Below are 22,480 nucleotides of genomic sequence, written 5' to 3' on the forward strand. Positions count from 1 at the left end.
GTTTAAAAGATTAGAATCTACTTTGTACTTGTACGATAAATAAGTTTTTATTGTATTCATTGGTATTCTGAGTCTGCTTCTTATAGCGATCGAGTTGAAGACCAAGCTGTATCCGGGCACCGTAATTTTTCAAAAACTCCAGACCAAACATTGGCGTAAAAGTTTGCCTTGCATTTGCATTTAACTTATAATTTGGGTCGATATACTCATAACGACAGGAAAGCTCAAATGCACTGAGGTTATAATAGTTGACTTCATACCTTAAATTCGGCAGGAAATAGATACCGCGAACGAGGTAGTCACTTAATTTTGAAGTACGCGCCCCCTCATCCAACGCATAATATAAGTTATGATTGATAGCCTGTTTTGCTTCCAGTTGCATATCCAGGTTCCAACGTTTCCCAAAATCTACGTTTCCACTCAGATCTACCCCCAGTGCGTGTACTTGCTTTTTCATAACCTCACCCACACCGCCATTTAGCCCAAGATTGACCCCATATTTTTTTGAAAGCCCAAATACCAAGCGTGTTGAATATTGCTTTCCATTATCATTGTCGACGACTTGGTTTTTACCATTTCCATTGACCACGGAAAAAGAATAACTAAATGGCATATCTCCTAAATTGACCTCCCCTGTTGCTGCCATTCCAATCTGAAAACTCGCCCAACCCAATTTGCCAAATTCAAGATATTGATTTGACCAATCCAACGATTTAATAATATCTATTGGATAAGTTTCCTCAATGCCAAACCAAGGTCGAAACTGGCCAACTGTAATGGCCAACTTAGGGCTAAACGTATATTTTAAATACGCATTTTCAAGTACCTTTGTTTTTGGGTCACTTTTAAAATCAGCTAAATTGGCAAGGACTGCTACTTCAGTTCGCTTACTGATCTGCGCACGCATCTGCACCCGCATATACTTCACCATAAAATTATTGTCCGTTCCAGAACCATCACTATGGTGAAGCCCGTTCACGTCAACATCTTTAGTTGTGCTCACAAGGTACCGCGCCTGAAAAAGCCCCTTTATCTGCAGTTTGGGATAGGTGATTTCTTCTTTGATTTGCTGTACAGAATCTCTTTTTATCGGCTCAACTGGACCCGGTTCTTGTCCTTTTACAGTCGTGTATAGCAATAAGTATAAGACAGAAATTGGAATGTAAAGTTTCCTCATATCTAAAACAATTATCTATTCGCCAGTAGCCCAGCGCACTTTTCAATGTCAATAATGTATATTATAATTTATTCTTTCTCTAGTAACATCTAAACGGGTGAATAGTTTTAATTTTCTAATAAATTTTGTAACTAAAAGAAAGTTTCCTCCAAAGAGAGGTCAAATTGATTAAATTCAGCGTTTTTGTGTATTTTCACGGTTGAATATACCCAGATTTCAATTTTTGAATTAGTAAAAATTTCAAGATTGAAACAAATAATAAACATCCAAAGAACAAATTATAGATAAATTTTAGAATCAATAAATCATATGAAAGAACAATTAATCAGAAAATGCTGTATTTGCCTCGTACTAATTATCTATGGGTTTTTCGTCCCTGTTTCCGAGGCGGCGGAACGGGAGAAGCCGGCAATGTTTTGGACTTGGCTGGATTATAATCCAACTACAAATTTTGATTCCATCTGCCGTGAGATGAATTACTTGGGTATTGATGGGGTCATGCTAAATGCAGCTAGTCCTGATGAATATAGAGTCGCCATTCCTATTGCAAAGAAATATGGGATACAGGTAATTGCCTGGCTATGGACGATGAACCTGGAGCATGATCGGGATAAGATCTTAAAAGAACATCCAGACTGGTTTAGTGTCAATAGAAATGGAAAAAGTCTGGCTGATACCACTGCGTATGTTGGCTACTACAAATTCTTATCACCCGTTGTACCAGGAGTGAAAGAGTATATTAAACAGAAAATCCAGTCTTATTGCGAGGTTGAAGGTCTCGATGGTATATCAATAGACTACAACCGCTATGTAGATGTTGTATTACCAACCACTTTGTGGCCAAAGTATAATATCGTTCAAGATCGCGAATACCCAGCATGGGATTATGGATATCACCCCATTGCCATAGAAAAATTCAAAAAACAATATGGTTATGATCCCAGGGCACAAAAAGATCCTTCAAAAGATCTAAAATGGAGACAGTTTCGTTGTGACCAGATCACTGACATCGCTAATATGATTGCTGAAGTTGTCCACAGCCATGGAAAGACTATGGCAGCCTCGCCTTTTCCTACACCAAAAATGGCTTCGAGAATGGTTCGTCAAGATTGGGGTAAATGGAAACTGGACGTTGTATTCCCTATGGTATACAGCAACTTTTACACCGAGGACCCAAGCTTTATAAAAGATTGTACGCTAGAAAATGTCAGAGATAAAGCTGCGAATATCACTTTGTACTGTGGATTGATGGCTAAAAACAATGATGAAATGTTTGTCGATATGGATGAGGCTTTAAATAATGGTGCTCAAGGAATCTCTATTTTCACCATACACAGTCTCCAAGATCCAAAGATTAAAGAGCGCTTCAGAGCCTACACAACAGCAGCTAAATCCAAAAAAGAAAAAAACAATGGAACCTTACCTCGTATTTCAACCAATAAGGTAGAAAACGACCCTTTTAAGAAAGCTGGCATCATGAAATTGATCACCCAAAAAATTCAAGACATGGTAAAAGCGGAAAATCCGGCAGCAAATCCTGTGGTATTATCTAAGTATAAGCAAGTTGATGCGTACGATGTCACAAAAAAATATCTCGTAAAGGATAAGGTCAGTAACAAAAACTTCTATGTGACCTTCTTTTTCTATGGTGACATACTTTCGGGCTGGAATGTTGATCCTGCACCCTCGAACAGCTAAAGTATCGATACTTTCCTATCTTTGGATTTTCATAAATAGATTGAAGACATGAATAGAACTTTTGGTTTGATAACAGCTTTACTTGTCCTAAGCTATACAGGGCGAATAGATGTGTGCCAGGCGCAGCAGACGACAAGTACCGCAACGGTAAAGGATGCAAAAAAGATAGATCAAGCAACATTAAATAGCATTCTTGAAAAGAATAGTCAGCGCTTTAAACTGGGAAAAGTAGCAGATTACATTCCAGAACTGGGCAAAGCAAATGCACAATCCATTGCACTATCTGTTGTAAATAACGATGGTACTCTGGTAAGTGCCGGAGATATACATCAAAAATTTACGATCCAAAGCATATCAAAAATAATTGCGTTGATGATTGCGGTACAGGAGAATGGTGAAAAAGCTGTTTTTGAGAAAATGGGATATTTTGGAACCGACAAACCTTTCAATCACTTTGGCAATTTAGAAACAATGGGTAAACCGCTTAATCCTATGATGAATGCAGGTGCTATATTGACCACAGCCCTTATTAAAGGGAATGCTGAAGAACCCTTTGCTAAAATCCTTAAGATGATACGTTTCATTACAAACAATGAACAGATAGATTATAGCCATGCGGTATATAACTCAGAAAGAGAAACTGGTCATAGGAATCGCGGTATGTTCTACATTATGCGAAATAATGGGTTAATTGATGGTGAAGGGGAAGAAAAGCTCAATAATTACTTTAAACAATGTTCCATCGAAATCACAGTGGAAGATCTTGCCAAAATAGGCTATTTTTTTGCCAATCACTGTGTCCGTTATGATGGAAACAAACAATTTCAAGATCCTAATCTGTCACAGCTTATTCAGTCACAAATGCTGATTGCCGGCATGTACGAATTCAGTGGTGAATATGCCCGTACGGTTGGGCTACCGAGTAAATCCGGTGTGGGCGGAGGAATCGCTGTCAGTGTCCCCCGTAATATGGGAATAGGCGCTTTCAGTCCGGCTTTAGACCAACACGGCAACTCACTTGCAGGTTATCATATGATCCTAGATCTGGTGAATGCCAAACATCTGAGCCTATTTGATTAACAGATCAAATAGCTTAAATTAAATCGTTTGCAAAACCGGATCCCTGTTTTGCTTGTTAATTCCTAAGTCTGCATAGCTATATGCAGGCCTAGGAATAAATTAAAATACCAAAAAATAAACCAATGGTGAAAACAGAAACAATAATCGCTGTAGAAAGTGTTTCTAAAAGCTCAACCTTTTACCAGGATTTGCTAGGTTGTACCAGCGAACATGGTGGCGAGACTTTTGAAATTCTAACAGTTGAAAACAATGTGATTTTATGCCTTCACAAATGGGGTGAACACGCACATCCGACCATGCTCCAACCTAAAAATGCCGGAAATGGTCTAATCCTATTCTTTCGGGTAGATAATCTCCAGGAAGTGTTTGAAAATGCGACCAAACTCGATGCCATGTTCGAAAAAGAAATTCACTACAATGAAAATTCATTAAGAAATCAGTTTATCCTCCGGGATCCTGACAATTATTATCTGATTATTTCAGAATAAGAAGTTCGTCCGTAACTATATACGTTGGTTAGATTTAACAGATGTTAATTTGACATGTGCTTTCTTAAACCAGTTTAAGTTTATTATTCAATCTTTCCTGCAACTTTGTAGTATCAAAACATAAAACAATGACAGCACGATTAAATATTGCAAAAGTAGATGCAACAGCTTATAAAGCAATGATGGGTTTAGAAACCTACCTCGCTAATATATTTCTTACCCCTATCCAGAAAGAGCTTATTAAAATAAGAGCATCCCAAATTAATGGATGTGCTTTTTGCCTTGACATGCACACCAAAGATGCATTAAAGTATGGTGAAACTCCTCAGCGTATATTCTTGCTGAACGCCTGGCGTGAGACCGAATTATTTAATGCCGAAGAACAGGTTTTATTGGAGATGACCGAGGAGATTACCCTAATTCATCAAGAGGGCCTGACGGAGGAAACTTATCAAAAAGCGAAGAAACTATTTGACGAAAAACAACTTGCACAGATCATTATCGCTATTATTACAATCAATTCATGGAATAGAATTGGTATAAGCACACATTTGGAATTATTAAAGTAGGTAAACCAGAGACATACCCGGTAGGATGCGAATTCAATCGCTCCCGATAGGATGTAAATGAATTTATAAAAATGGGGTCAGTCTAGCGCGAACGGCCCCGTTTTCGTTTAAAATAACTAGTCGATAAAATCTTAAATCTACCATCCCACAAATCACATTAATCAGCTATCTTTAATCCGAAAAAAGTTTATTAAACCAATTAAACGCAGAAAAATGAAAATCGTTAAAAAAATTTTAATTGTTTTGGTTATTCTCATTGCCATTCCCTTAATTGTGGCTCTTTTTGTTCCTAAAGATTTTGATGCAAAAAGTGAGATTACCATTGACAAACCTAAACAGGAGGTCTTCAACTATGTGAAAATGCTTCGAAATCAAGATTACTTTGGGGTATGGCAACTTTCCGATCCACAGATGAAGAAATCCGAACAGGGCACCGATGGTCAGGTTGGATTTAAATACAGCTGGGATGGCGAGAAAGTTGGAAAAGGTTCACAAACGATTACGCGCATCGTAGATGGAGAAACGATCGAAACATCACTTGACTTTGGATTCGGCGAACCGTCAAAAGGTTATTTTAAGCTGAAGGAAATATCATCGAACCAGACAGCGGTGACCTGGGGCATTACCGGTAAGTCACCTTACCCCTGGAATCTAATGAGCCTATTTATGAATATGGATAAGGATTTTGATCAAGGGCTCAAAAACTTAAAAGATGTCTTGAAATAGCTTCATACATCATAAAAAAAGGTATTTAAAGCATAATTAAATGACCTTTAAATACCTTTTCTTCAAAAAACGAATTGAATTAACGACGACTCATCAGAATACGTAAAATATACCAAAACAACAACATAATAGAGGAAAATAGCTGTAATGCAGCCCCTACATATTGTTCATTGCCGTAATTATATTTCAGACTTTGCGTTTGGTACAAAATGCTTCCTGAAGCAATCAACACCATGATGATAGAAAACCAAAGTCCCAATTGAAATCCAAATAATGCGCCCGCGACAATGGCACCCAATGCCAGGAAGCCACCAATAACAAGGATGTTTTTCAGAAAAGAGAAATCCTTGTTTGACATAAAAGCAACGGCTGTAAGTGCTGTAAACAAGGCCAGCGTCATTATACTTGCCTGGTAAAGCAAGCCCGCACCATCAGTCATCGAAGCGGCAATAAAAATCATTGGTAGGAAAATAATAGCTTCCAATACAATGTAAAATGCCAGTCCAAGATACTGGGTCTGACGACTCTGCGCTAATGTCCATCGAGAAGACAATGAAGCTCCCAACCAGAAACATCCGAGGAGAAACAACCAAATAAACTTCCCACTGACCATCCATACAATAAAATCATAAGGAACTAATTTTATCAATAGGGTTTCTAAAACGATAAATGCTAAAATAGAAAGGGCAACATGAAGATAAGTTTTTTTGTAAAAAACGCCCCTTTCAGCCTCATCGTTAACAAGTAAATACTCTTGTGATTCCATAAAACAGTTAAATAAGATGTATTAATATACATTAAAAATAAGCATTAATTCGATTTTCACAAGAAATAATTTAAGCAGAGCCTATCGAATTACATCGCATTGATACAAAAAAAGAGGACCCCGCCTAGCAGGGTCCATTCAAACAAACAACTTATTTCCAGCCTCCTCCCAAATCTTTGTAGATATTAACAACCGCATTAAGCTGTTGCTTCTTAGTTTCTATCAATTCAAGTTTTGAATCCAATACATCGCGTTGTGTCATCAGCACTTCCATATAATCAGCACGTGCCGACTTAAACAGATCGTCTGATACCGTCACAGAATTATTGAGCACTTCAACTTCCTTGGTTTTGAAATCATAACTCTTGCCAAGGTTTTCGATATTAGACAGTTGGGTAGACACTTCCAAATAGGCATTTAAAATTGCCTTCTCATAATTATAGACTGCCTGTATCTGCTTCGAATTTGCGGTATTGAACTCCGCTTTCAATCCATTTTTGTTTAATAGCGGAGCTGCCAACTCTCCTATTATGTTGTACAACATCGATTCGGGCATTTTAAACAAATAGGATGGCTTAAAAGCTTGCAAACCCAGCGCAGCCGATATTTCCAAGGAAGGATAGAATTCCTTCCGCGCAATCTGTACATCCAATTTTGCAGCAGCAAGTTCATATTCAGCCTCACGGATATCAGGTCTATTGCTCAGGAGTTGACTCGGTATCCCCGTTTGTACTTTCGCAGGTACCATATCCACGAAGCTACTTTTATCACGTTTGATTTCCTGTGGAAAACGTCCTAAAAGGAAATTAATTCGGTTTTCAGTTTCCTTAATCTGCTGGCGTGTCTCAAATTCCATTCCTTTGGTTTTTAACACTTCTGCCTGGAATTTTTGAACAGCAAGTTCTGTCACGCGCGCCGCCTGCTTCTGTAGTTTTATGACCTCCAGTGCATTGTCCTGCAACTCGATATTCTGTTTGATAATCGTTAGCTGGTTATCCAAAGCCAACAATTCATAGTAAGATCGCGCAACCTCAGCGATAAGACTGCTCAGAACAAAGTTTTTACCTTCCACCGTAGCGAGATACCTGTTCAATGCCGCCTGTTCAGAATCTTTTAGTTTTTTCCAGACGTCGATTTCCCAGCTTGCATAGGCACCTATCTTTAGATCACTCAGTGGATCGGGCATTTCCTTCCCTGGTGCGATCTCCGTGCTGGCATCCCCAGCTCCCTGGCTTGTATAGCGCCCGACCTTCTCCACACCGCCACCGGCACGTAAACCCACACTCGGTTTCAATGCACCTTTTCGCAGTAAAATATCATTCTTGGCAATAGCCAATTCTTGCAAGGTCACATTCAGCTCCTGGTTATTTTTTAATGCAGTATCAATTAAAGCAACTAAATTAGGATCACTAAAAAAATCACGCCACTTCATATTGGCCGAATTCGTTGTGTCCTGTGCAAGTGCTTCAGCAAATTGCTGTGGCACTTGCTTGTTTTCCTGAATCTGAGTCGCTTTAGGAACCTTACAGCCTGTCATTGCTGCGGACAGCAAAACCCCTACTACCCAATATTTATTTGTTTGACTAGCCATTGTTATCGATTTCTTCAGTTAATGGATTTTCATCTTCATGTTTGATAAGTTTACGTTTGGAAGCGATTGTTCCAAAAATAAAGTAGAGCCCCGGTATGACAAGGATACCAAAGACAGTTCCAAACAACATCCCTCCTGCCGCTGCAGTACCAATGGTCCGGTTGCCGATCGCTCCAGGCCCAGAAGCCATGACCAATGGAATCAAACCTGCAATAAACGCAAATGATGTCATTAAGATAGGTCTAAACCTCACCTTAGCTCCTTCCAAAGCTGCTTCGATGATACTGAGTCCCTGCGCATGTCGCTGTGTGGCAAACTCAACAATTAAAACCGCGTTCTTACCCAATAATCCAATGAGCATGACCAAGGCCACCTGCGCATAGATGTTGTTTTCCAGTCCCAAAACTTTGAGCAGGAAAAAGGCTCCAAAAATACCAATTGGCAATGATAACAGAACCGCAAATGGCATGATAAAGCTTTCGTATTGTGCTGAAAGAATAAGATAAACAAAGCCTAAACAGATCAAAAAGATATAGATGGCTTGATTACCACGACCCACCTGATCTTTGGAGATACCAGCCCAATCAATACCATAGCCCTGTGGTAAGGTTTTCGCAGCGACGGCATTGATCACTTCAATAGCCTCACCGCTACTATATCCAGGAGCAGCAGAACCTGAAATTTCAGAAGCCATGTACATATTGTGCCGCGTGATCTCGGAGAGTCCATATACCTTTTCCATATGCATAAAAGCCGAAAAAGGCACCATCTCATCCTTATCGTTTTTCACATATAATTTCAAGATATCTTCAGGAAGAGCCCGATACTGCGGTAATGCCTGTACCATGACCTTATATTGCCGGTCATACTTAATAAAATTGGTTTCGTAGTTACTCCCCACCAATGTAGAAAGCGTATTCAGTGCATTGTCAATAGTCACCCCTTTTAATTGAGCCATATCATTGTCGATATGGAGCATGTACTGCGGAAAACTCGCACTGTAAAATGTAAAAACTGAGGACAACTCCGGTTGTTTATTCAATTCACGGACAAAATCCCTACTTACGGTCTCCATTTTCTTATAGTCACCGGAGCCCGCTTTATCCAAAAGCCGCAACTCAAATCCCCCTGCGGCACCATATCCTGGTACTGCTGGTGGCTGGAAAAACTCGATGGAAGCCCCAGGGATATTTTTCGCTGCATTTTCCAGCTGTTCGATAATTTCCTGCGAGGATTCCTTACGCTCTTCCCAACTTTTTAAATTGATCAGACAGGTTCCGGTATTCGCACCGGTTCCCTCAGTCAATATTTCATAACCGGCCAATGAAGAAACAGATTGTACACCATCGATGTCCTCCGCCTCCTTCTGCAAAGTTTGAGCGGCCAGATTTGTCCGTTCTAAGGTCGATCCCGGTGGCGTTTGGATAATGGCATAAATCATCCCCTGATCCTCGTTTGGAATAAAGCCTGCTGGCACGGAATTATTTAAAAAGTAGGCGCCAATACAGAATCCGATCAATACCACAAAAGTAAAGAGACGCTTATCAACGATACCTTTCAGTAAGAAAACATATTTGTTGGACATCTTATCAAACAATCTATTGAACGCATCCAAAAATTTGTCCACGATAGATTTCTTACGAGGTTTTCCATGATTGTTCTTAAGCATAATCGCACACAACGCTGGTGTCAACGTCAATGCAACTACACCGGAAAGGATAATAGATGTCGCCATCGTGATGGAGAACTGGCGATAAAAAATACCGACAGGCCCCGACATAAACGCAACAGGAATAAATACGGCCGCCATTAGAAATGTAATAGCGATAATAGCACCGCTGATTTCATGCATCGCTTTCTTCGTTGCCTTATAGGCTGAAATATGCAGTTCCTCCATCTTGGCATGTACGGCTTCGATGACGACAATGGCATCATCCACAACGACACCAATTGCCAATACCAAGGCAAATAGTGTAATCAGGTTGATTGTGATACCAAAAAACTGCATAAAAAGGAACGATCCCACTAAGGAAACCGGTACTGCAATGGTTGGAATCAAGGTAGACCGCCAGTCCCCAAGGAATAAAAAGACAACAATCGCCACCAGTATAAAGGCTTCAATTAAGGTATGGATAACTTTTTCCATTGAAGCATCCAAAAATTTAGAAACATCATAACTGATTTCGTAATCCAGTCCTTTCGGAAAAGAAGACTTTAGTTCCTTCATTTTATTTTTAACATCCTGGATTACCTGAGAAGCATTGCTACCATAGGATTGTTTCAGGACAATAGCGGCAGAGGGCTTCCCATTCAATGTAGAATAAATATCATACATGGCGGATCCAAATTTAATATCGGCAACATCGCGCAAGCGCAACATTTCACCGTTTCCATTTGTTCGTAATACGATATTACCATAGCCTTCGGTTGTTGTGAAACGCCCCGGATATTTCAGGACATATTCAAAAGACTGTGAAGTAATCCCGGAAGACTCACCGGCTTTGCCCGGAGATGCTTCCAAACTTTGCTCTGACAGAGCTTTCATCACCTCCTCAGCGGATATTTTATAGGCGGTCATGCGATCAGGTTTTAACCAGATCCGCATCGCCAATTCCCGTGTTCCAAGAATATTCGCGACCCCAACACCGTCTACACGTCTCAATTCTGAAACGATATTCATATCGGCGTAGTTATACATAAAGTTTCCATCAAGGTCTTTATCCTTGCTATATAGGTTGATATACATCAACATATTGGATTCTTCCCTTGTAATTTTTACCCCCTCGCGTACAACGATAGGTGGAAGCTTATTAACAACAGAAGCCACACGGTTCTGTACGTTCAATGAAGCTTGATTTGGATCTGTACCTAGATTGAATACCACCTGTATGCTGGCTTCACCATCGTTACCGGCATCTGAAGCCATATATTTCATTCCCGGAACCCCATTGATGGCGCGCTCAAGTGGAATGATAACAGATTTTATCATGAGTTCCCCGTTCGCACCCGGGTATTCTGCTGTAATGTTTACTTTAGGTGGCGATATGGATGGAAATTGAGTTACTGGAAGTTGTACCATCGAAAGAACCCCCAGAAACACAATGATCAGCGATATAACAATCGAAAGTACAGGTCTATTTATAAAACGACTAAACATAGTAATTTAAGAGTATGGAGATTTATTCTGTTTTTAACTTCAAATTAGAAATGGCATCTTTAGGCTGAACGAAGCTGTAGTTGATCTTTTCATCCTCTTTCACTTTCTGTATACCGTCCAATAGGAATTTATCATCTTTTTGAAGTCCACTGCTGACCACATAAAGATCAGGAAGGGAATTGCTAATTGTGATATAACGAGCTCTTAACTTGCCTGCTTTATCCACGACATAAACATATTTCCGGTCCTGTAACTCGTAGGTTGCCTTTTGTGGAATAATCAATGCCTGCTTCAATGGAAAATTCATAACGACTTTACCACTTTCACCATGTTTCAATAATCGATTGGGATTTGGAAATCTCGCCCTAAAGGCAATGTTACCGGTTTCGCTGTCAAATTCACTCTCTATGGTTTCAACCACACCATGTTCTGGAAGCAATTCGTTATTGGCAAGCAATAATCCAACATGGGTATCTCCGCGTTTACTCACGTTTGTCTGATAATTCAGGTACTCTGGTTCCGACACATTGAAGTATACCAGCATCTGGCTATTGTCGGAGAGGCTTGTCAATAACTCGCCCTCATCCACCAAACTTCCTAATTTTAGCGGGATACGGTCAATTGTACCATCAAATGGTGCTCTTATTTCAGTAAAGGAAAGGTGCAGTTTGGCAATTGCAGAAGCCGCCTTGGCTTGCTCCAGTTTTGCTTTCGCCATCGCAAGTTCGTTGGGGGATACGACATTTTTATCGGCTAAGCTCTTGGTGTTCTGCACTTCAATCTCGGCGACATTCACTTCCGCCATAGATTTTCTAAACTCTGCTTCATACATTTTGGGCATAATGCGAAACAGAAGCTGTCCTTTGTGTACAAATTGTCCCTCATCGACAAAAATCTGCTCCAGGTATCCTTTCTCCTGTGCACGTAATTCGATATTACGAAAGGATTTAATCTGAGAAACAAAATCCTTACGGATTGTTGTATCCACCTGTACGGGAGAAGTAACATTGAATTTTTCCTTTTCTTCTTTCTCTTCCTTTTTGGAAGTACACCCAATTTGGCATAATACCATAGCCAAATTAACGAGCATAAATACTCTTTTCATTTGTAAGCGTCTAATTAAAAATAAGTTTGATTGTTTGTTGATATGGTAGTTGAAATAACCTAAGCCTTAGATTGTTGTAATACAAAAAGAACACAGAATCATTAGTCTATCAATGAAAGTCTGAATTATTCGGAATACAACGAAAATAAAGTTGGGCTATTTCGGAGATTGGCTATTAAATTCTCCAGTTTTGTTGAAGAATATACCTTTGGGGGTGTAAATAAGCGACAAAATTGCAAAAAGGAATCTTTTTTGCAAAACGAAATACAAAGATAAAAAGTACAACCGCACAGAACAATAAAGCGACAAAATTAGAAGCTGCTTCAAGGTCTTTGGTCAACTGAAAATTCTCACTGTCAAACTCTTCAATGACGGGGTTCTCATCATGTACGTTTCCAGCTATTAGAGGATCGATGTGGACACTTAGAGAATTAATCCTGTCCTTCAGGTTGGCATCATTGGGCTGATACATAAAACTGACCGTAGGGCGATCAGATTCGTTAAGCACAGCATGGCTATTACCGCTCCTAATCAATAGGAACCCTATAAAACATAGAATTGTAATAACCACTTTCATTTGAGGGCAAATATACTAGCGTATAAATAATTTCAATAAGGTTTAACACAATTTAACAAAATGATTACAATCCAACAATAATGTTTAGAAAAGTGACAACTGTTGCCCTATGTCACCATCCTTTGGAGCTTCTGCCTGACCAAATACGGTTCGACCATTGTACTTCCAAGAGTCTCTACGTTCTTCTGCTATGACCTGTTGAATATCAAACTGGGGTGTGAAATTATGCTCAACGTCCAATATGATCTGATGGAGTTTATGCATGGATTTTAATTTATCGCTATTCCCCAGTTTTGACCTTTCGATACCCTTTTGTAAGATTTGAATACTTTGGTCGTAAATATTCAAAGGGACAGGAAAAGGATGCCCATCCTTTCCACCATGGGCAAAAGAAAAGCGCGCGGGGTCTTTAAATCGTGCCGGAGCACCATGGATTACCTCACTGACTAGTGCCAAAGATTGTAATGTACGCGGCCCCATCCCCTTTAACAGCAAAAGCTCCTCAAAATCCTGAGGCTGATTTTCCCGTGCCACATATAACATCGCTCCTAACCTTTTGAGATCAACATCTGCAGCACGTACATCGTGATGGGAAAGCATGACCAATTTTTTAAAGTCCAATAATGCACGGGAAGAATCTTCGTTAACGATAGCCATAATACCTGTTCTGTTAGGGGCTGCAGCAGAAGCTGTCAAGTTCAAAATAAGACCCTGCGAACGTCCTTCAATACCAGCATGAGGTTCGTCAATGAAAGAGCGAACTTTCTCTGAATGCCAATGATAGCGGCGGGCAGTTCCATCATGATTATGCATACCCTGTTGTACCACAGCCCAATGACCGTCTTTGCTGACAATAAAATTGTGGAGGTATAACTGATAACCATCTTGTATAGCCGTATTATCCACCTTGGCCACTAACTTACTTGTTCGAACCAATTTATTCCCGTCCAAACCGGTTTTATCTGCCAAATAAAGTAGCTCCTGTGGTGTGTCTTTAGAAAATTTACCCTTACCGCCACATATATAAAGGCCGAATGCATCCGCGCAGGGATTGATCGCGCGTTTTAAAGCGCCCATGACCGATGTTGTAATACCTGATGAGTGCCAGTCCATGCCGAGTACAGCGCCAAAGCTTTGAAACCAAAATGGATCTGCCAATCTCCGGAGCACCTCATCTTGTCCATAATTCATCAGGATGACCTCCACAATGGATTTGCCCAGTGAACTCATCCGTTCATACAGCCAAGCTGGTACTTTTCCATAGTGTAGCGGCAAATCCGCCGTTCCTGAATGCCTCATAAATAAAACTAAATATATTAGCACAAATATAACTCTTCTTATTTGCTAAACGAGATTTTCAGAGAATTGGGATTTATCATTTACAACACCAAGATCCTATACATGCCTAAGGAAATCAGCAGCATGTAAAACCAGAAAATCAGACTAATAAAAGAATCAATATTAAAAAAGGCTGTATAATCGTGTGATTATACAGCCTTCTCGCTATTTCAATATATTACCGGCCAACGCCGGCTGCTTACTATCTATCCATAGTTAAAGATTTACTTTCCAGTCAAAGCCGATATAAATCCAGCACGGAATGATGGATCTTTTTCGGAAAATTCAATCGAGTGTTTATAGGTATCCACATTAAAAAACAATTCCGCAGGTTCCGCCTTTTTATTCTCTAAAAACAGTTTGAAACTATAGGCAGTTTTCTTTGATAGATCTACATTCACTTTATTGGATGAAAATACATTTGGCAGAACAACCTCTTTCGTAAACCCATCAGTACTTGGCATTTGAAATAATTCACCTAAAGCTTTAACTAAGTTGTCAGATTGCGTTCCTAGGGTAGTAATTTTAATTTTTCCTTTCGTAAAGCCTACATCATCACTTGGCTGACCATCGATAATACCTGCTGGGATAAAATCAACGACTTCAATTTTAGCACCTACTGTATCCTTATTGTAAATTGATTTCGTTGTATAAATGCGACTTGAATCGGTTTTAACTTCGTCGGTAATACGCAGAAAAAAGTTCTTTTTTTCAGGTCCTGGCGTACCATTCGTCAGTTGTTCGATGCGTACCCGCTCAATGGTATTCGCTGTCGCAGTATCACTTCCATCAGTTTTCTTCTGATTAGAATTTCCACAAGCAGCCATCATCATCGTAGCTGTTGTAAGAAGGGCTATAGATTGAATTTTGTACATGGTGAATTGTTTATTATCAGTAATCATTGAAATATTGTTCCTATAATATTACTACTATTACTGATAACAAACAACTATTCGCAATGTTTTTATTTTATTTCAATAAAGCGTCGTATAAAATTTCAACGGGGTGAAAAGATTTTCTTCCGGTACCATCTTTGATCTGATGACGGCACGAAGTACCCGCAGCAGCAATTAGAGTCGCCGTATCTGTGCTACGTACAGCTGGCAATAAAACCAGTTCGGCTACTTTCATTGAGACATCATAGTGTTCGGCTTCGTAACCAAACGAACCTGCCATGCCACAGCAGCCCGACGGAATCACTTCAACGGAATAATTGGACGGGAACGCTAAGACTTGCTGGGTAATGCCTACCAGATGAAAGGCTTTCTGATAGCAATGTCCATGCAGCTTGATCTTCTTTTCCACAGCTGTAAACTGCTCCTGATGAATACGGCCCGCCTCGATTTCCGCCAATAGAAATTCGTCAATCATAAGTGCATTTTTAGCCACCAACTGTGCATCAGTACGAAGATTTTCATCAACCAGACTTAAATATTCATCTCTAAATGTAATGATGCCAGATGGTTCAATACCCAACAACGGTGTTTCGTCGGTAATCAGACCTTTTAGGAAATTAATGTTTTGATTGGCAATCTTTTTTGCTTCTTTGACAAATCCTTTGGAGAGATATGTCCGTCCGCTTTGTACATGTTTTGGAATAATCACTTCATAGCCCAATGCCGTTAGTAGCTTGTAAGTTGTAATACCAATCTCAGCATCGTTATATTCTGTAAACTCGTCGGAGAATAGATAGACCCTGCGTTTAGTTTGCGGTACTATCGTTTGCTTCCTGGCCCATTGGCTCAACGTCGTTCCATTCACCGTAGGAAGAGAGCGTTTTGGTGCAAAGCCTACAGTTTTCTTTACCAAACCGGATAAAAAGTCATTCTTCACAACAAAATTATAGATTGGGGCAACGAGTGATCCCAGTTTCTGGGAATCAGTAAAATTCGCGATCAATTTGGTCCTAAAGCCGGCCCCATGTTCATCGTAATAATGCTGTAAAAACTCTGCTTTCATCTTGGCAACATCCACACTCGACGGACATTCCGTTTTACAGCCTTTGCAACTTAAACACAGATCCATCACTTCCTTGATTTCCTCATGGTCAAAGCGATTTTTTTTCGTGGAGTTGGTTAAAAATTGACGCAACATATTCGCTCGTGCACGCGTTGTATCCTTCTCATCCCGTGTCGCCATAAAAGATGGACACATCGTCCCACCGGTAATTTCTGTTTTCCGGCAATCACCCGAGCCCGAACATTTTTCAGCCAAACGGAGAATGGATTCATCTTTGGAAAAATCAAAATAAGTTTTTATATCCGTCCTATTTTTGTCATTGTCATAACGCAAATGGGCATCCATTGGTGGAGTGTTGACAATCTTATTTGCATTAAATACTCCTATTGGGTCGAAGATTACCTTTACTTCCTCCAGAAGTTTATAAACCTTTTCTCCGAGTACTTTACCAATAAATTCTCCCCTCAAACGCCCGTCGCCATGCTCTCCACTCAACGATCCATTATACTTTAACACAAGGTCACTTGTTTTTTCCAATATGGAGCGGAAAGTGCGCTTACCTTCTTCTGTTTTCAGATTGACAAAAGGCTCGATATGTAGTTCACCCGCTCCAGCATGTGCATAGTAAGATGCATGCACCCCTTCTTCAACCAAAAGTTTCTGGATGTCACTGACATAGGCCGGAAGATCCTCTGGAGAAACCGCACAGTCTTCGATTAAATTGACCGGTTGGCTGTCCCCAGGAAGATTACGGATAAGCCCTAATCCAGCTTTTCGGACATCCCAGACAAGATTAGTCTGCTCGACTCCAATAATATAAGGATAGGCATATCCTAACCCTTTCTCAATCAGTTCTGCCTTTAAAGCCATCGCCTTGGCCTCGGTCTCCGCAGCAGTATGACCTCTAAATTCTACGATCAACAGTGCCTGAGGATCACCCTCAATAAAAAAGCGATTGTATTTATAAGTCGGATGCCCGACCGTAAAATCCATGATATATTTATCGACCAGCTCAGATGCCTCAGGCTGATGATTCAACGCGATGACATTTCCATGCATACATTCAACCATATCAGCAAAATGAACACATAATAGTCCAAGTTCCTGCGGTGGTAAATCCATCAAGTGAAGCTTTGCCTCCGTTACAATCGCCAAAGTTCCCTCCGAACCCGCCAAAAGGTTACACATATTAAAGGGTTGCGTACGGTCACTCAAAATATCTAAGGCATATCCAGTATTTCGTCGGGTAATCGAACGCTTGGGGTAGCCTGTTTCAATCGCCGCCAAATTTTGAGGATCTGTCAACAAATCATTCATGTGACGGTAGATATCCCCTTCACGATCTGCCTGTAAAAGTTTTTTAAAATAACTTGCCTCATCCAGCGAAGCAAAGCTCACCTCTGATTTATCATCTAAAAGTACATTTGCTGCAATTAGATTATGACGGGTATCGCCCCAGACAATGGAATGGAGACCCGAGGAATTATTACCAATCATACCACCAACCATAGCCCGACTTGCCGTGGATGTCTCCGGACCAAACATGAGCCCAAAAGGCTTCAGGTAACTATTCAGATCATCACGAATCACGCCGGGTTGTACCCGCACCCATTTCTCCTCCACATTCAATTCCAGGATGCGGTTAAAATGACGGGATATATCCATAATGATACCATTTCCGACAACCTGTCCTGCCAACGATGTTCCAGCGGTACGGGGAATTAAGGTTGTTTGGTTTGCTCGGGCAAAATCAATCAAATTCTTTATATCGTTTATATCAGATGGAATGGCCACCGCCAACGGTTTTTCCTGGTACACCGAAGCATCTGTTGAGTAGGCAAGTAACATGGTTTGATGCGATGCCTCATCTGAATAATACAACTCCCCTTTAAGTTGAGTTGCCAATACGGCTAACTGATTCTGATCTTTCACTGAATTTGCTTTTTTATATAGAAAACAAATTTAGTCAAATTTCTCCTTTGGAAAAAGGAAGAATTGCAAGAAATACACAATTTCTTTTAACAAAACGCATAAAAACGCAATCACAAAATGCAACAAACCGGAATTTTATTTCGCATCTTCATGAATTGCTTGTATTTTTGCAGCAGCAACACGGTTTAATGAATTAACATCCGCTCTGTTATATGCGTAATCTTATCCTTCGATACACATTACATTCAGATTTTATTATATATTCGATACGAGTGCTAGTAGGATTTTTACTAGGCTACATTCTATTTGTGTCCTTTCCGGAATACTCTGTTTCCTGGACACTTATTTCAATTATCCTAGTGATATCCCCGCAGGAAAATGAGTCCAAAAAAATTGCCATTGACCGTGCCAAATCCAATTTCATTGGCTCTGCCATCGGTCTCAGTTTATACTTCGTACCGATTCCACAGCTATATGCAATGATTATCGGGATGCTTGCCTCCCTCATCATCTGCAAGGCACTGAATATTATGGCTGTGGCCCGCACATCTATGGTGGCTTTAATTATTGTCTACCTACATGAGCAGGAAAGTCGTTCATATTTTGCAGCCCTCGACCGTTTCGGTTGTGTTTGCGTGGGATGTTTGATCGGCTTAGGTGTCATCCTATCCACCCGGAATATTATTATTAAATTGAGAAATCGGTATAATTGTTGACCATCACAAACTGTAGACCACCTGCAACTCCTTTTCAACCAACAAATTAAAGCAAACAAAGAAAATCAGCAGAAAGGCAAATCGAATAAAATTCACAACAACAACTATTCTTTCAGAATAATATTCATAATTAATACTAATATTTTGAATATTCTACTTTTTTCTTTACCTTTGCAGTCGAAATGACAAAAGTAGAATATAATTTAGATCAGGTAGATTACAAAATTCTTCGTTTAATGCAGGATAACGGGCGTATCAACAATGCTGATATCGCTAGAGAATTAGGTATGGCTCCTTCAGCAATACTGGAGCGGGTTAAGAAGCTTGAACAGAAAGACGTGATCCTAAAATACAGCGCCAAGATCAATCCAGCGGCTGTTGATCAGAAACTTTTATCATTTATTTTCATCAAATCCAATGATATCATTGGCGAACAACGTGTAGGTCTCGCCCTCGCGGAAATCCCGGAGGTACAAGAAGTACACGACATTGCTGGAGATGACGGTTATCTTATCAAAGTAAGAACGGCAGATTCAACAGGTTTGGTTGATTTAATGCGCAATACACTGGGTAAAGTAGAAGGAATAATTTCTACTCGTACCACAATTGTACTTCAAACGGTAAAAGAAGATCAACAGGTTGTTATACCTGAATAACAGAAAGGAGGTTTTAATTATGTTGCAAGGACACAAAAAAGCTGCAAGCCCTTTAATGGTTGTGGTTGCTTATTTTATTATTTATGTGGTATGGGGCTCTACCTTTTTCTTTATAGAAAAAGCATTGCATAGTTTTCCACCATTTATATTAGGCTCGTTTCGGTTTGTTACCGCAAGCGCCATCCTGATGAGTTATTGTGCCATAAAAGGTTATAAACTGTTTAACAAACGCTCCATATTGGAAGCTGCCTTTGTAGGCTTCTTACTTCTGTTTGTGGATATGGCCGGAGTCATCTGGGCCGAACAATATGTTTCTGGTGGGGTAGCCGCGATTATCGCCGCTGCAGCTGCAATCTGGTTTATTTTACTTGACAAACCCAAATGGAAAGAGAATTTTAGCAGCGTTACCACAGTAGCCGGTGTTGTGCTTGGGTTCATTGGGGTTGTTATGTTATTTGCAGAACAGATCATGGCTTCCAACGACAATGCCAATGGAAATTTGAAAATCATCGCGCTATGTATTTTGGTATTGGGCTCCATCTCCTGGACAGTAGGTTCATTAGCGTCTAAATACTTCAAAAAATCAGAAGCACAAGAAAAAGAAGATCTGCACGTTATGGTCAAAACAGCCTGGCAGATGGTCACTGCAGGTGTTCTTTTTAATATCACCGCGCTGTTTACAGGCGAGTACGCATCATTTGAATTAAGTAGTGTCGCTCCTGTCGATTGGTTTAATTTAGCATATTTGATCACATTTGGTTCTATCCTTGCATTTAGCTCCTATATTTGGCTTTTACAGGTGCGCCCAGCGATGGAAGTAAGTACATACGCTTATGTAAATCCGATCATTGCGTTAATATTAAGTCATTTTTTCACTTCACATGCCGTGACTTCCTTACAGATTGTAGGTTTGGCAGTTATTTTGTTCTCTGTTTTACTGATGAACTGGAAGGCTTACCGCACCAAATTGTCAACTAAAAATAAAAACAAAAAGATCCTGCAAGGAGGTACATTGGATACTTTGCCAAAGCATGATGATCGTCAATCAACTATAGATGATCTTCCCGAAGCAGAATTAGTACACTAGGTTGTTATTTTTCTAATTATATGATAAAGCTTAACGTAGATCTATGTTAAGCTTTTATTGTTTTTATCTTTTTAGCAAAATTAGACGAGCAGGAATAAGATTTCTTCATATTTAATTGGCTAACTTTGCCCCAGTATTTGGCTAAACTAACTATAATGAATATATCAAAGCAAATTGCCTTTATTGGTAGTTTTGGAGTCGCTTCGCTTTTGATGGTCACAGGTTGTTCAAAGCAACTCCACCCTACACAAAAGGACTTCAAACAATACCATATCAACAAGGATGTACAAGCAGATCCTACCGTCGTTTCCATCTATGAGCCATTCAAGCAAAAAATGGAAACCGAAATGAACCGCGTTATCGGACATGCCAATAAGGCGTTGACAAAAGAGAAGACGCCTGAAACATTAATGGGTAATTTCTTTTGCGAAGCCTTGTTGTGGATGAGTGACCATTACGCCCACAATCCCGCAGACCTGGCCTTTGCAACAAAAGGAGGAATTCGCAATGATCTCAAAGCTGGAAATATCACAGTAGGACATATCTTTGAAGTAATGCCCTTTGAAAATACATTGACGATTATTGAGCTAAAAGGCAGCCAAATACGCCAGCTTGCTGACTATATCGCGACAACCCATGGCCAGCCTATTGCGGGCATGACCTTAACGATAACAGGCAATAAGGTACAGGATATCAAAATCAAAGGACAGGCAATAGATGACAATAAAGCATACAAACTCGTCACCTATGATTATCTGGCCAATGGTGGCGATAATCTCGTCCTATTGACACAATCGATCGCTAGAACCAACTATCCCCAACGGATGCGTGAAGGTTTGATAGAATATGTAAGTGAATTAACAAAAGCAGGTAAACAAGTAAATGCGGAATTAGATGGAAGAATTAAAATCAATTAATCGGAGAACCTTTATCAAGCAAGCCGGTGGATTTTCTGCAGCACTTGCTTTGGGTTCATTACCTTTTCAGGCGGCAGCAAAAAGTAAAAAGATCAAATTGACCATTTTACATACCAATGATGTGCATAGTCGCATTGAGCCTTTTCCAATGGACGGTGGTAAGTATCAGGGACTGGGTGGTGTAGCTCGTCGTAGCACACTGATCAATAAGATCCGTAGCGAGGAAAATAATCTACTATTATTGGATGCAGGAGACATGTTTCAAGGAACACCGTATTTCAACCTCTTTGGCGGTAAATTAGAGCTCGACCTGATGACCAAATTGCGATATGATGCCGGGACATTTGGTAACCATGAGTTCGATAATGGCCTGGATGGACTCGTGAAATACCTAGATCACGCCAAATTTCCATTTCTGACGGCCAACTATGATTTTAAAGGTACCGTACTTGAAGGGAAAACCCAGGATTATACGATATTTCATAAAGGCGGTATCAAGGTAGGTGTATTTGGACTGGGGGTTGATATCGAAGGTTTGGTAGATCCCAATAATTACAAAGGGATGAAATATCTGGATCCGATTGAAATATCCAACAAAGTTGTTAAAATCCTGAAAGAAAAACATAAGTGTGACCTTATTATCTGTCTTTCACACCTTGGGTATCAATATGAGAATGATAAAGTTTCAGATCTGGTTCTGGCAGCCAAAACATCAGATATCGATTTGATCATTGGCGGACACACCCATACTTTTTTAAATGAACCGACCTTGGTCACAAATTTAAAAGGAACACAGACAGTGGTCAACCAAGTTGGTTTTGCAGGCATCAATCTTGGTCGCATTGATTTTATTATGGAACCGGGATCAGACAAAAAGCAGATGATAGCAAGTACCTATCAGGTCAACCCCTCAATAGCAGAATCGCAACTGGCATAATATT

Annotated in this window: 19 protein-coding genes; 10 read left to right on the forward strand and 9 right to left on the reverse strand. The window is 40.0% G+C overall.

Going from position 1 to position 22,480, the window contains the following annotated elements; genetic code table 11:
• Positions 1–10: 10 nt before the first annotated feature.
• Entirely contained in the window at positions 11–1,177 is a 1,167-nt protein-coding gene (locus tag OGI71_RS07405; protein ID WP_120257830.1) for a porin, read from the reverse strand.
• A gap of 309 nt (positions 1,178–1,486) precedes the next feature.
• Here OGI71_RS07405 and OGI71_RS07410 point away from each other — a divergent pair, with 309 nt between their 5' ends.
• From OGI71_RS07410 to OGI71_RS07430, 5 genes are all read left to right on the forward strand, one after another.
• Positions 1,487–2,875 (forward strand): family 10 glycosylhydrolase, encoded by a 1,389-nt coding sequence (locus OGI71_RS07410; protein ID WP_282254758.1) that lies wholly within the window; start codon positions 1,487–1,489, stop codon positions 2,873–2,875.
• Between the two features lie 48 nt (positions 2,876–2,923).
• Entirely contained in the window at positions 2,924–3,955 is a 1,032-nt protein-coding gene (glsA, locus tag OGI71_RS07415; RefSeq protein WP_282254759.1) for a glutaminase A, read from the forward strand.
• Positions 3,956–4,077: 122 nt separating this feature from the next.
• Positions 4,078–4,443: a VOC family protein gene (locus OGI71_RS07420; RefSeq protein ID WP_223585281.1), complete on the forward strand. Its 366-nt coding sequence runs from the start codon at positions 4,078–4,080 to the stop codon at positions 4,441–4,443.
• 128 nt (positions 4,444–4,571) lie between these two features.
• On the forward strand, positions 4,572–5,012 hold the full coding sequence (locus OGI71_RS07425) for a carboxymuconolactone decarboxylase family protein (protein WP_282254760.1): 441 nt from the start codon (positions 4,572–4,574) through the stop codon (positions 5,010–5,012).
• 213 nt (positions 5,013–5,225) lie between these two features.
• Positions 5,226–5,738 (forward strand): SRPBCC family protein, encoded by a 513-nt coding sequence (locus OGI71_RS07430; RefSeq protein WP_282254761.1) that lies wholly within the window; start codon positions 5,226–5,228, stop codon positions 5,736–5,738.
• A 79-nt stretch (positions 5,739–5,817) separates the two neighbouring features.
• Here OGI71_RS07430 and OGI71_RS07435 read toward each other — a convergent pair whose 3' ends face one another.
• The 8 genes from OGI71_RS07435 to OGI71_RS07470 form a co-directional block, all read right to left on the reverse strand.
• Complete coding sequence (locus tag OGI71_RS07435) at positions 5,818–6,504, reverse strand: Bax inhibitor-1 family protein (protein WP_259179039.1); 687 nt, start codon at positions 6,502–6,504, stop codon at positions 5,818–5,820.
• Positions 6,505–6,655: 151 nt separating this feature from the next.
• Positions 6,656–8,095 carry an efflux transporter outer membrane subunit gene (locus OGI71_RS07440; protein ID WP_282254764.1) on the reverse strand — a complete coding sequence of 480 codons (1,440 nt, stop codon included), beginning with the start codon at positions 8,093–8,095 and terminating at the stop codon, positions 6,656–6,658.
• A complete protein-coding gene (locus tag OGI71_RS07445) occupies positions 8,088–11,252 on the reverse strand; it encodes an efflux RND transporter permease subunit (protein WP_282254765.1) in 3,165 nt (1,054 codons plus the stop codon). The genes OGI71_RS07440 and OGI71_RS07445 overlap by 8 nt, the downstream gene beginning before the upstream one ends.
• Positions 11,253–11,274: 22 nt before the next feature.
• Positions 11,275–12,357 carry an efflux RND transporter periplasmic adaptor subunit gene (locus OGI71_RS07450; protein ID WP_282254766.1) on the reverse strand — a complete coding sequence of 361 codons (1,083 nt, stop codon included), beginning with the start codon at positions 12,355–12,357 and terminating at the stop codon, positions 11,275–11,277.
• A gap of 175 nt (positions 12,358–12,532) precedes the next feature.
• A complete protein-coding gene (locus OGI71_RS07455) occupies positions 12,533–12,934 on the reverse strand; it encodes a hypothetical protein (RefSeq protein WP_282254768.1) in 402 nt (133 codons plus the stop codon).
• An 84-nt stretch (positions 12,935–13,018) separates the two neighbouring features.
• Positions 13,019–14,233 carry a DUF763 domain-containing protein gene (locus OGI71_RS07460; protein WP_282254769.1) on the reverse strand — a complete coding sequence of 405 codons (1,215 nt, stop codon included), beginning with the start codon at positions 14,231–14,233 and terminating at the stop codon, positions 13,019–13,021.
• 263 nt (positions 14,234–14,496) lie between these two features.
• The gene (locus OGI71_RS07465; protein ID WP_282254770.1) at positions 14,497–15,147 is read right to left on the reverse strand and encodes a hypothetical protein; all 651 of its coding nucleotides are present in this window, start codon (positions 15,145–15,147) and stop codon (positions 14,497–14,499) included.
• Between the two features lie 94 nt (positions 15,148–15,241).
• Positions 15,242–18,163, reverse strand: coding sequence for an FAD-binding and (Fe-S)-binding domain-containing protein (locus OGI71_RS07470; RefSeq protein WP_282254771.1), 2,922 nt, complete (start codon positions 18,161–18,163; stop codon positions 15,242–15,244).
• Positions 18,164–18,435: 272 nt separating this feature from the next.
• Between OGI71_RS07470 and OGI71_RS07475 the strand changes: the two genes are divergently transcribed.
• The 5 genes from OGI71_RS07475 (at position 18,436) to OGI71_RS07495 (ending at position 22,476) form a co-directional block, all read left to right on the forward strand.
• On the forward strand, positions 18,436–18,879 hold the full coding sequence (locus OGI71_RS07475) for an FUSC family protein (RefSeq protein ID WP_282254772.1): 444 nt from the start codon (positions 18,436–18,438) through the stop codon (positions 18,877–18,879).
• A gap of 182 nt (positions 18,880–19,061) precedes the next feature.
• Positions 19,062–19,535 carry an Lrp/AsnC family transcriptional regulator gene (locus OGI71_RS07480; protein WP_223585270.1) on the forward strand — a complete coding sequence of 158 codons (474 nt, stop codon included), beginning with the start codon at positions 19,062–19,064 and terminating at the stop codon, positions 19,533–19,535.
• Positions 19,536–19,554: 19 nt separating this feature from the next.
• Positions 19,555–20,622, forward strand: a complete 1,068-nt coding sequence (locus tag OGI71_RS07485) for an EamA family transporter (protein WP_282254774.1) — start codon at positions 19,555–19,557, stop codon at positions 20,620–20,622.
• Positions 20,623–20,777: 155 nt separating this feature from the next.
• A complete protein-coding gene (locus OGI71_RS07490) occupies positions 20,778–21,539 on the forward strand; it encodes a 5'-nucleotidase (protein ID WP_282254775.1) in 762 nt (253 codons plus the stop codon).
• Complete coding sequence (locus tag OGI71_RS07495) at positions 21,517–22,476, forward strand: metallophosphatase (RefSeq protein ID WP_282254776.1); 960 nt, start codon at positions 21,517–21,519, stop codon at positions 22,474–22,476. Before OGI71_RS07490 ends, OGI71_RS07495 begins: the two co-directional genes overlap by 23 nt.
• Positions 22,477–22,480 lie beyond the last annotated feature (4 nt).

This window comes from Sphingobacterium sp. ML3W, assembly GCF_029542085.1.
GTDB lineage: Bacteria > Bacteroidota > Bacteroidia > Sphingobacteriales > Sphingobacteriaceae > Sphingobacterium.

Excerpts from the sequence above, each read along its gene's own strand:
- OGI71_RS07490 (WP_282254775.1), top strand. The coding sequence starts at position 20,778 with ATGAATATATCAAAGCAAATTGCCTTTATTGGTAGTTTTGGAGTCGCT.
- OGI71_RS07450 (WP_282254766.1), bottom strand. The coding sequence starts at position 12,357 with ATGAAAAGAGTATTTATGCTCGTTAATTTGGCTATGGTATTATGCCAA.
- OGI71_RS07410 (WP_282254758.1), top strand. The coding sequence starts at position 1,487 with ATGAAAGAACAATTAATCAGAAAATGCTGTATTTGCCTCGTACTAATT.
- OGI71_RS07460 (WP_282254769.1), bottom strand. The coding sequence starts at position 14,233 with ATGAGGCATTCAGGAACGGCGGATTTGCCGCTACACTATGGAAAAGTA.
- OGI71_RS07425 (WP_282254760.1), top strand. The coding sequence starts at position 4,572 with ATGACAGCACGATTAAATATTGCAAAAGTAGATGCAACAGCTTATAAA.
- OGI71_RS07455 (WP_282254768.1), bottom strand. The coding sequence starts at position 12,934 with ATGAAAGTGGTTATTACAATTCTATGTTTTATAGGGTTCCTATTGATT.
- OGI71_RS07480 (WP_223585270.1), top strand. The coding sequence starts at position 19,062 with ATGACAAAAGTAGAATATAATTTAGATCAGGTAGATTACAAAATTCTT.
- OGI71_RS07435 (WP_259179039.1), bottom strand. The coding sequence starts at position 6,504 with ATGGAATCACAAGAGTATTTACTTGTTAACGATGAGGCTGAAAGGGGC.
- OGI71_RS07405 (WP_120257830.1), bottom strand. The coding sequence starts at position 1,177 with ATGAGGAAACTTTACATTCCAATTTCTGTCTTATACTTATTGCTATAC.
- OGI71_RS07440 (WP_282254764.1), bottom strand. The coding sequence starts at position 8,095 with ATGGCTAGTCAAACAAATAAATATTGGGTAGTAGGGGTTTTGCTGTCC.
- OGI71_RS07465 (WP_282254770.1), bottom strand. The coding sequence starts at position 15,147 with ATGTACAAAATTCAATCTATAGCCCTTCTTACAACAGCTACGATGATG.
- OGI71_RS07495 (WP_282254776.1), top strand. The coding sequence starts at position 21,517 with ATGGAAGAATTAAAATCAATTAATCGGAGAACCTTTATCAAGCAAGCC.
- OGI71_RS07430 (WP_282254761.1), top strand. The coding sequence starts at position 5,226 with ATGAAAATCGTTAAAAAAATTTTAATTGTTTTGGTTATTCTCATTGCC.
- glsA (WP_282254759.1), top strand. The coding sequence starts at position 2,924 with ATGAATAGAACTTTTGGTTTGATAACAGCTTTACTTGTCCTAAGCTAT.
- OGI71_RS07420 (WP_223585281.1), top strand. The coding sequence starts at position 4,078 with ATGGTGAAAACAGAAACAATAATCGCTGTAGAAAGTGTTTCTAAAAGC.
- OGI71_RS07445 (WP_282254765.1), bottom strand. The coding sequence starts at position 11,252 with ATGTTTAGTCGTTTTATAAATAGACCTGTACTTTCGATTGTTATATCG.
- OGI71_RS07485 (WP_282254774.1), top strand. The coding sequence starts at position 19,555 with ATGTTGCAAGGACACAAAAAAGCTGCAAGCCCTTTAATGGTTGTGGTT.